We start from the raw sequence: 10,018 nt of genomic DNA on the forward strand, positions 1-10,018 counted from the left end.
CCTCAAACAAGTCAAAAGGCGCAGTTTGATGCCACTCAACCACTATGCTTTGAATTAACACGGATGACTGAACAGAATTAAGAAAGTCTATGGCTCACCTCGTTAAGATGTAGGTTGAGACCACTCAACCACTGTGCTTTCAAATATAACGGATGACTGAACAGAATTTAAAAAGTTTTTTACCTAGACTCGTCTATTTTAATGTTAATTTGACAGTTCAGTTTTAGCTAAAATATTCTTGAAAAGATTGATTCGTTTTCTACTTATGTATATCTAATTGGTATGAAGAAGCAAAATATTAATCATTTGTAACTGTTTGGTCATTCGAAATCTATTTTATCGATATTTTAAATCATTATTTAAGTAATATTCATCAAGATATGGCATAATATGATTAGGATTTGATTATATTAGCCATTATATAAAATGTAGTTTAAATAAAGGGAGTTCTCATTAATAATCGGTTTTGATTGAAGGATTATAAGAACGAATTGAGCAAAAATTCATAACTTTCTCAATGACAAATTGTTAGCTTCTTTAATATTAAAGTAAAAATGGAAGGTTAATTGTTAATAAAACCTTATAATGACGTAACTTAATGAATCAGGTTAATCACTTCTTGAAATTGGCAAGTGAATGATCAGGTACATTTTTAATATTGGAGTGTTAAGTTGACAATTTAAAATATAATGGGTGGATTTTTAAAACTAAATCAATCTCTTTTAATGTATGCTGATTTATCACTACTTTTGCTAACTGAGTCAACGAAAGTCATCATGACAAAAGAATGAGTGAGTAAGCAGATAGAAGATTAGGACATTTTGGGGCATCATTAGCGTGGTTTGATGAGGCACCAAGATGATTTAGTCACAAGTGAGGCATCATTGGCGCGGTTTGATGAGGCATCAAGATGATTTAGTCACAAGTGAGGCATCATTGGCATGGTTTGATGAGGCACCAAGATGATTTAGTCACAAGTGGGGCATCATTGGCGCGGTTTGATGAGGCACCAAGATGATTTAGTCACAAGTGAGGCATCATTGGCATGGTTTTATGTGGCATTATGATGATTTAGTCACAAGATAATGAGATAATCAACAATAATAGAATTATTAGATGGAGTGAAGTGAATGCAAGAAAGAAATAGACGTTTAGGAACAGCACCGATTGGGCAATTGTTGTTACAATTTTCTATTCCAGCGATTATTGGGATGGTTGTGAATGCTTTATATAATATTATCGACCGAATTTTTATTGGTAATGCTCCCGAATTAGGAGCCAATGGGTTAGCAGGGATTACTATCGGATTTCCTATTATGATCTTACAATTATCAATCGGCTTACTTTTTGGGGTTGGCGGGGCCACTTTATTTTCAATACGATTAGGTGAACGAAATGAAAAAGGGGCAACCCAAGCGTTAAATACGGCTTTTGTATTGTTAATCGCGTCAGGAGCTTTATTCATGATTATTGGCACGATGTTTTTAGAGCCATTATTAGTATTATTCGGTGCCAGCGAGACGATTTTACCTTATTCAGCAGCTTATATGCGTATTATTTATTTTGGCTCTATTTTTCAAATTTTAGGATTAGGCATGAATAATTTTTTACGTGCTGATGGTCAACCTAAATTAGCGATGATGACGATGTTTTTTGGAGCAGGTACAAATATTATCTTAGACCCTATTTTTATTTTTGGTTTGAAGATGGGCATGGCTGGTGCTGCTTGGGCAACGATTATTTCTCAGTTTATTTCCATGAGTTGGACTTTATTTTATTTTATGAATCCTAAAAATACCCATCATATTCGTTTAAGCCAATTGAAGTGGAATTGGCACGATGTCTTGAATATTATGGCATTAGGAATGCCTAACTTTTTAACTAATATTGGGAGTTCGATTCTTAACTTGACTCTTAATAAAACGTTATTGATATATGGAGGAGACATTGCTGTTTCTGGTATGGGTGTCGTCAACAGTATCACAACTTTCTTGGTGATGCCAGTGATTGGTATTAATCAAGGGGTGCAACCGATTGTGAGCTTTAACTTCGGAGCTAAACAATACTCACGTATCATTACGGCGGAAAAATTAGCCATGATGGCAGCGACAGTGATTACGACAGGCGGATGGATTTTGACGCGCTTATTCCCAGAGTTTATTATTGGTCTGTTTAATAAGAGTCCTGAATTAATGGCCTTTACTAAACCAGCCTTACACGCGTGGTTATTATGTTTGCCAGTAGTTGGTTTTCAAATATTGGGAGCCAATTTCTTCCAGGCGATTGGTAGTTCAAAAAAAGCGATGTTCTTAACATTGACCAGACAATTGATTTTCTTAATTCCTGCAATTATCATCTTTTCTCAATTATGGGGATTACAAGGGATTGTCTATGCTGCACCATTTGCAGATGCGCTCGCTTTTATCATAACAGGCTATACTTTTTATAATGGTATTCAATATTTAAAGCATCGACCAAATAGTAAATTTGAGGAGGTTCTATAATGGAAATAATAGCGATTAATGCATTAACCGATAATTATATATGGGTAATCAAAGAAGCTAATGGGGCGATTGTCGTTGATCCTGGAGAGGCTCAACCGGTACTTGATTTTTTAACAGATCATCAATTACCTTTAACTGCGGTACTCATTACTCATCATCACGACGACCATACAGGTGGGGTGAAAGAGTTGTTATCAAACTATCCTGACGCACCTGTCTATGGTCCTGTTGAAGTAGAGGAAATGACTTATATAGTAGCAGATGGTCAGCAGTTTGAAATCAATCAACATCAATTTAAAGTTAAAAAAACGGCTGGTCACACGGCAGAACATATTAGCTTTTTAATGGATGATCAACACCTATTTTGTGGAGATGCTTTATTTTCAGCAGGTTGTGGAAGAGTCTTCACTCAAGATTATCAAGCGCAATATGATGCGCTAAAATATTTTGAATCATTAGCTGACGAAGTTAAAGTCTATGCTGGTCATGAATATACCTTGACTAATTTAAAATTTGCTAATAGCATGGAACCGGATAATCTAGTGATACAATCGGCTTTACAATTGGTTGAGCAATTGCGGGCGGATAACCTTAAGACCTTACCTTCTACCATTGGTTTAGAGCGAGACATCAATTTATTGATGATGGCGCCTAATCTTGAAAGTTTTATCGAATTAAGAAAGGCGAGAGATAACTTTTAACGGCGATATTTTTTTAGCAAAAAGAGGTGATAAATATGGATTTAAAAATGTTCCAGGAAGTCGTTAAAGAGCCAGTGATACCGACGATTATTGAAATTGAAGGGCGATTATTTCCTAAAAATGCCATCCAAACCTTACCCCTTTATTATCTGGCATTTGAACAAGATAATCTTGAATTGTATCAAATGAACTCGTTCTTTCAAAAAAAGAATTCTGAGCCACTCCTTTGCTTGAGGTACGATCAAATCGATTCAGTTGAACTCGGTATCTCTCAAAAAATGGAAATTGTCTATTCTTCAGCTAGTGAAAATACGTATTTAACGGTTCAAATAGTGTTAAAAGATCAACAAAGCTTAATCTTTGAATGTGAAGATGTCAGTGTTGCAGCTCAACTTCCGCAGTTCATAGAGCAACAACATATCTCTTTAATAGACCCATTAAGCATAGTATTTTATTTTCAGCAAAATGAAAGTTATCATGAGACAGTAGGTAAATTACTTGATACACTCAATAAAAATAGGTAACAATTTTCAAAATTGCGTCTCATATATTTAAAATATTTCATCAACTCATTTATTTTAGTGAATCATTATTAAAACAGCTTTAGTTTGAAAATAATGATTCTTTTTTTATGCTTACGTAATGAAAAACATTTGAAAAAATAAAAAGTATGAAACAGATTGTAAACGCTATCAGAAATGTGGTATAATAAGTTATCATCAAATTTTGTAAGTGGTGAATATCATTATGTAAAAAACACGTAAAACATTATATTTTCATGAGAAAAAATGTAACTTTCGTTTACATGGTCATAATTTAATATTATAATAAAAATATAGTTTTATTTAAGGGGGATGATTTAAATCGACACTACAATAATTGATAACATGACCGATCATGTTTATTTTTTTAATACCGGCGTTCATCGAGACGCTTATAAATTTTTAGGTAGTAAAAAAACAGTGGTTAACGACCAAACAGGCTATTTATTTTCAGTCTGGGCACCTAATGCGTATAATGTTTTACTCACTGGTGATTTTAACCATTGGGATCGAACTCAAATGGAACGCCTAGAAGGCGGTGTTTGGAGTGTTTTCGTAGCGAATGCTACCGCAGGGCAATGTTACAAATATGGTATTGATCATGGTAATGGCTATATTGAATATAAGATGGATCCTTTTGGCTATCGCTTTGAAATTGCACCGAAAGATGCCACTATTATTGAAGATTTACCAGATTTTAATTGGACTGACGGTCAATGGATGTCTCGTCGGGAACGTGTGAATAAATTTGAACAACCCTTGAATATTTATGAAGTTCATGCAACGAGTTGGAAACAACATCCTGATGGTCGTTATTATACTTTAACTGAGTTAGCTGATAGTTTAATCCCTTATGTAAAAGAGATGGGATATACGCATATCGAATTAATGCCGATTATGGATCATCCACTGGAAGCTTCTTGGGGCTATCAAATTACCGGATATTATGGTCTTTCTGGACGGATGGGGCGTTTCAGTGAATTAAAATATTTGGTTAATTTAGCACATGAAAATGGGATTGGAGTATTTTTAGACTGGGTTCCGGGTCATTTCTGTCGCAATGCTTATGCCTTAGCTTATTTTGATGGGACGCCCACTTTTGAATACCAAGATGTTAATCGAGCAACCAATGTTGGCTGGGGGACTTTAAATTTTGATTTAGGCAAAACACAAGTTCATAGTTTTCTTATTTCGAATGTTATGTTTTGGCTAAAAGAATTTCATATTGATGGTATTAGAGTGGATGCCGTTTCGAATATGATATTTCTTGATTTTGACCAAGGTCCTTGGACACCTAATATTTATGGTGGCAATGAAAATCTTGAAGGTATTGCTTTTCTAAGAAAATTAAATGAAACCGTAAAAGAAGAATGTCCAGGGGTCTATATGATAGCTGAAGAAAGTTCTAATCGTGAACATATTACCGGATCATTGGAATTACCAGATAGTTTAGGTTTTGATTATAAGTGGAATATGGGGTGGATGAACGATACCTTGCGTTTCTTTGAATTACCACCACATGAACGGCCAAAAAATTTACAATTAATTACCTTTGTTTTTATGTATCAATATAAAGAACACTATATTTTGCCTTATTCACATGATGAAGTTGTCCATGGTAAACATTCCTTACTAGGTAAAATTCCCGGTAATCGTTATGAACAGTTCTCAACTTTAAGATTAATGCAAGGGTATATGGCAGCTCAACCTGGGAAAGTCTTAAACTTCATGGGGAATGAATTAGGACAATATCTCGAATGGCGCTATTATTCTGAATTAGAATGGATTGATTTAACGAGAGAATATAATAGTGAGTATCAGCAATTCGTTAAAGATGTGAATCATTTTATCGTTGAACATAAGGCAATGCATCAATTGGATCATGAAGAAGCCGGATTAAGAGTATTAGAAGCTGACACTTATGACGATGGGTATTTAACGCTCATCCGACAAGGAAAACAACCACGTGATTTTGTAATTGTTGCTTGTAATTTTGAAAATAAATGGCAACATAACACGCCGATTGGGGTGCCTTATAAGGGGCAATATCAAGTAGCATTAGATTCGGATGAAGCTAAATATGGCGGTCAAAGAACCGAGGAACATCCGATATATAAAACCAAAGAGGGACCACAAAATGGTGAACCTTTCATGATTGAACTCGATTTACCACCGTTATCAGTCATTTATTTGCAACCGAAAAGAGTCTATGGCGTGAATAAATAAGGAAGGAGCAAGATTACAGAATATGTAAGGCGCCTTTACATAGTAATCAGTGATTTGAATGAAACAAGAAATGTTAGCGATGATCTTGGCTGGGGGCCAAGGAACTCGTTTAGGAGTACTTACTAAGCATATAGCCAAACCAGCTGTACCGTTTGGCGGTAAATATCGGATTATCGATTATGCAATGAGTAACTGTATTAATTCTGGCATTAAAAGAGTAGGGGTTGTCACTCAGTACCAACCACTTGAACTAAATGAGCATATTGGTAATGGAGCTGCTTGGGGCTTAACCGGACGTAACTCAGGTGCGACTATTTTACAACCTTATTCTTCTTCCGACGGTGAAAAATGGTTTAAAGGAACAGCCAATGCGATTTATCAAAATATCTCTTATATTGATTCGATTAATCCAGAGTATGTTTTAGTCCTTTCAGGCGACCATATTTATAAAATGGATTATTCTGAAATGTTAGAAAATCATAAGGCAAATAATGCGACTTTAACAGTCGGTGTGATACCAGTCCCTATTAAAGAAGCTTCACGTTTTGGAATTATGAATACGGACCATGCGAACCGTATTATTGAATTCGAAGAAAAACCAAAAGAACCGAAAAGTAATTTAGCATCGATGGGTATTTATATCTTTAATTGGAAAACATTGAGAAGATATTTAGTAGAAGACCAAGCTAAAGCCCGTGAAATGGAAGATTTTGGTAAAAATGTGATTCCAGCTTATCTAGATAATGGTGAAAATTGTTTTGCTTATCCATTTGAAGGGTATTGGAAAGATGTTGGAACAATTGAAAGTTTATGGGAAGCTAATATGGAAACCTTATCGCCAGATCACCCATTAAACTTATCAAAAGATGATTGGCGAGTTTATACGAATAATCCTGTGACGCCACCACAATTTATTACAGCGGATGCTAAATTAAATGATTCATTAGTTGTTGACGGTTGTTATGTTGCCGGAGATATCGAACATTCGATTCTTTCATTAAATGTTAAAGTTGGTAAAGGATCTAAAGTGACGGACTCCTTAGTGATGTCAGGTGTTACGATTGGTGAAAATTGTACGATTGAATATGCGATTATTGGTGAGAATGCGGTGATTGCGGATGGTGCTTCAGTGGTAGGTACTAAAGATAAAATTGCTGTTGTTGGGTATGAAGAAGTAATAGGAGGTCCGAAAAACGATGGTGAAGAATAAATTATGTGCGATTGTTAACTTAACAGAAAATGAAGATCAATTAAAACCGTTAACCCATCTTCGTCCGATTGCGGCGCTACCATTTGCTGGTCGTTACCGAGTAGTAGACTTCTCTTTATCAAGTATCGCCCATGCAGAAATTGATTCATGTGCCTTATTTATTTCAGAGTCTGGACGTGCGGTATATGACCATATTCGTTCAGGTGACTCTTGGAATCTTGATTCGCAAATTACCGGTGGAATTTTTACTTTTTCTCAACAAAATTGGAAATTACGTCATTTACGCGAGCATGGTGGGGATGATTTTTATGATAATCATCGCATCTTTATGAAACGTGCCCATGCAGAATATGTATTTGTTTCCGGTTCAAAAATGATTACCAATGTGGATATTCGACCGGTTTACAAGCATCACATTGACAGTGAAGCCGATATTACAATGGTTTATAAACCCGTTATTTTAGATAAAGTTCGTGACTATACGGTTGATATGAATCTTAAATTAGATGAATATGGACAATTAGTAGACGTCGTACCACTAAAAGAAGCGAGTGTGGGCGAAAAAGTCAATGTGAACTTAAATATGTATATTTTAAGTGTTGATAAAATGAATGAAATTATTCAACGAGCAGAAGCGGAAGGCAATTATCAAGAAGTTGATAACTTAATTGAAAAATACTTATTGGATTATACAGTCAATGTATATGAATATACCGGTTATTCAGCTAATGTCGAAACGATGGATCGTTTCTATCAAGCGAATATGGATATGTTAGACCGTTCTAAATTCAATTCTTTATTCTATACAAGTCAACCAATATTAACCAAGACTAAAAATGGTGTACCAAGTTACTATGATAATGATTCAAAAGTAACGGAATCGATTATTGGTACAGGGGTTAGAATTGATGGTGAAGTGACGCGTTCAGTCATTAATCGTAAGGTATATGTCCATAAAGATGCTGTAGTGAAAGAAAGTGTGATTTTCCAAGGAACAACGATTGGGGAAGGTGCACAAGTGGAATATGCTATTGTTGATAAAGCATGTTCGATTAAACCAGGTGCTAAAGTAATTGGGACGCCGGATAATATTAAAGTGATTGGCAAAAATACAGTAGTAGAAGCGTAGGTGTAGTTCATGACAATGAAAGTATTATTCGCTTCGGGAGAAGCAGCACCGTTTTTTAAAACGGGAGGATTAGGTGATGTTGCCTATGCTTTGCCTAAAGAATTAGCTAAGCAAGGTGTCGATATTCGTGTTGTATTACCTATTTATGTGCAAATGCCACAAGAATATAAAGATCAATTAGAAGAAATCCGACATTTTAGATTCCAACTAGGAGAGAAAAATGTTTATTGCGGGATTAAATCACTGAAATTAGAAGGCGTAACCTATTATTTTATTGATAATTTAAGTTATTTTGATCGCCGTTCATTGTATGGTGAATGGGATGATGGGGAGCGTTTTGGCTACTTTTCAACTGCGATTATTGAAATGTTAGAAGTAATCGATTGGATACCCGATATTGTTCATTGTAATGATTGGCATACAGCGATGGTCCCGGTCTTATTAGTGGACCGTTATCATTGGAAAAATCGTTTACGTCATATTCGTAAAGTTTTCACCATTCATAATTTACGCTTTCAAGGAATTTTTGAACCAAGCATTTTACCGAATGTTTTTGGAACAGGTTATAATACCTATACTCATGATGGTTTACAATGGAAAGATCGCGTAAACTTTATGAAAGGAGCGATTAATTTTTCCGATATTGTAACAACGGTAAGTTCCACTTATGCTAAAGAAATCATGACACCTGAGTTTGGAGAACAACTAGAAGGAGCTTTACTTTATAATCAGTGGAAAGTTCGGGGTGTCATTAATGGAATTGATTATGATATCAATAATCCTGAAACAGACCCATTGATTCCTTATCATTTTAATGTCGATGATTTATCAGGGAAAAAAGCGAATAAGCAAGCATTACAAGAAACTGTTGGTTTACCAGTACGCGACGATGTGCCGATTATTGGCATGGTTTCACGATTAACCGATCAAAAAGGATTCCAATTAATCGAAGAACGTTTAGATGAATTACTGAGTCAGGCTGAAGTACAAATCGTTTTATTAGGTACGGGTGAGGATCACTTTGAACATTCGTTTAGATATTTCGAACAAAAATATCCGGATAAAATGAAGAGTTTAATCAAATTTGACTTAAAAACAGCACAATTAATCTATGCTGGTAGCGATATGTTCTTAATGCCAAGTGCCTTTGAACCATGTGGTTTGTCACAAATGATGTCGATGCGTTATGGTACTTTGCCAATTGTTCATGAAACAGGCGGATTGAAAGACACGGTCCAGCCGTATAATCAATATACAGGCGAAGGCACTGGATTTAGCTTTAATGGCTTTAATAGTTGGAATTTATTAACAACGATTTATCGTGCATTAACCGTCTACTATCAGCGACCCGATCATTGGGCTGGTTTAGTTCGTCAAGCGATGGAAAAAGATTTTAGTTGGCAACAACCAACTCAGCAGTATTTAGATATTTATCGTAGCTTATTGAACGAAGGATGATAAACCGAAAAGGGCTAAATCATCACTCAACTTAGAATGCTTTGTTATTCTTGTGCGAAAGTAAAAGCTAAAGACATGATGTCAAGATAACCTAGTCGAGTAGTAACGGTAGTTGCTATTCGGCTTTTTTGGTATGAAAATCCTAGTGGTATTGAAGATGGATAAAGTCTACTTGAAGAGATAGAAGAGAAGTTTTGCCATGAAATCAGCTTTTTTGAAGATTATTTTGAGGCTGGGCATAAACTTGA

7 protein-coding genes are annotated in these 10,018 nt (G+C 35.4%); all 7 read left to right on the forward strand.

All coding sequences use genetic code 11. The features are described 5' to 3' along the window. Positions 1-1,130: 1,130 nt before the first annotated feature. The 7 genes from GSA01S_RS07665 (at position 1,131) to glgA (ending at position 9,770) form a co-directional block, all read left to right on the forward strand. Positions 1,131-2,504 (forward strand): MATE family efflux transporter, encoded by a 1,374-nt coding sequence (locus GSA01S_RS07665; RefSeq protein WP_066126342.1) that lies wholly within the window; start codon positions 1,131-1,133, stop codon positions 2,502-2,504. Then, the gene (gene gloB, locus GSA01S_RS07670; RefSeq protein ID WP_066126344.1) at positions 2,504-3,205 is read left to right on the forward strand and encodes a hydroxyacylglutathione hydrolase; all 702 of its coding nucleotides are present in this window, start codon (positions 2,504-2,506) and stop codon (positions 3,203-3,205) included. Before GSA01S_RS07665 ends, gloB begins: the two co-directional genes overlap by 1 nt. Before the next feature lie 35 nt (positions 3,206-3,240). Beyond that, positions 3,241-3,729, forward strand: a complete 489-nt coding sequence (locus tag GSA01S_RS07675; protein WP_066126345.1) for a hypothetical protein — start codon at positions 3,241-3,243, stop codon at positions 3,727-3,729. Between the two features lie 363 nt (positions 3,730-4,092). Then, positions 4,093-5,973 (forward strand): 1,4-alpha-glucan branching protein GlgB, encoded by a 1,881-nt coding sequence (glgB, locus tag GSA01S_RS07680; protein ID WP_066126347.1) that lies wholly within the window; start codon positions 4,093-4,095, stop codon positions 5,971-5,973. A 58-nt stretch (positions 5,974-6,031) separates the two neighbouring features. Beyond that, the gene (locus GSA01S_RS07685; protein WP_066126348.1) at positions 6,032-7,183 is read left to right on the forward strand and encodes a glucose-1-phosphate adenylyltransferase; all 1,152 of its coding nucleotides are present in this window, start codon (positions 6,032-6,034) and stop codon (positions 7,181-7,183) included. Then, complete coding sequence (gene glgD / locus GSA01S_RS07690; RefSeq protein WP_066126350.1) at positions 7,170-8,312, forward strand: glucose-1-phosphate adenylyltransferase subunit GlgD; 1,143 nt, start codon at positions 7,170-7,172, stop codon at positions 8,310-8,312. The genes GSA01S_RS07685 and glgD overlap by 14 nt, the downstream gene beginning before the upstream one ends. 15 nt (positions 8,313-8,327) lie before the next feature. Beyond that, positions 8,328-9,770 carry a glycogen synthase GlgA gene (gene glgA / locus GSA01S_RS07695; RefSeq protein WP_066126351.1) on the forward strand — a complete coding sequence of 481 codons (1,443 nt, stop codon included), beginning with the start codon at positions 8,328-8,330 and terminating at the stop codon, positions 9,768-9,770. Positions 9,771-10,018 lie beyond the last annotated feature (248 nt).

Source organism: Globicatella sanguinis NBRC 15551 (genome assembly GCF_001552295.1).
GTDB lineage: Bacteria > Bacillota > Bacilli > Lactobacillales > Aerococcaceae > Globicatella > Globicatella sanguinis.

Bases quoted from the DNA above. Each gene is read 5' to 3' on its own strand.
- gloB (WP_066126344.1), top strand. From the start codon at position 2,504: ATGGAAATAATAGCGATTAATGCATTAACCGATAATTATATATGGGTA.
- GSA01S_RS07685 (WP_066126348.1), top strand. From the start codon at position 6,032: ATGAAACAAGAAATGTTAGCGATGATCTTGGCTGGGGGCCAAGGAACT.
- GSA01S_RS07675 (WP_066126345.1), top strand. From the start codon at position 3,241: ATGGATTTAAAAATGTTCCAGGAAGTCGTTAAAGAGCCAGTGATACCG.
- glgD (WP_066126350.1), top strand. From the start codon at position 7,170: ATGGTGAAGAATAAATTATGTGCGATTGTTAACTTAACAGAAAATGAA.
- glgB (WP_066126347.1), top strand. From the start codon at position 4,093: ATGACCGATCATGTTTATTTTTTTAATACCGGCGTTCATCGAGACGCT.
- GSA01S_RS07665 (WP_066126342.1), top strand. From the start codon at position 1,131: ATGCAAGAAAGAAATAGACGTTTAGGAACAGCACCGATTGGGCAATTG.
- glgA (WP_066126351.1), top strand. From the start codon at position 8,328: ATGAAAGTATTATTCGCTTCGGGAGAAGCAGCACCGTTTTTTAAAACG.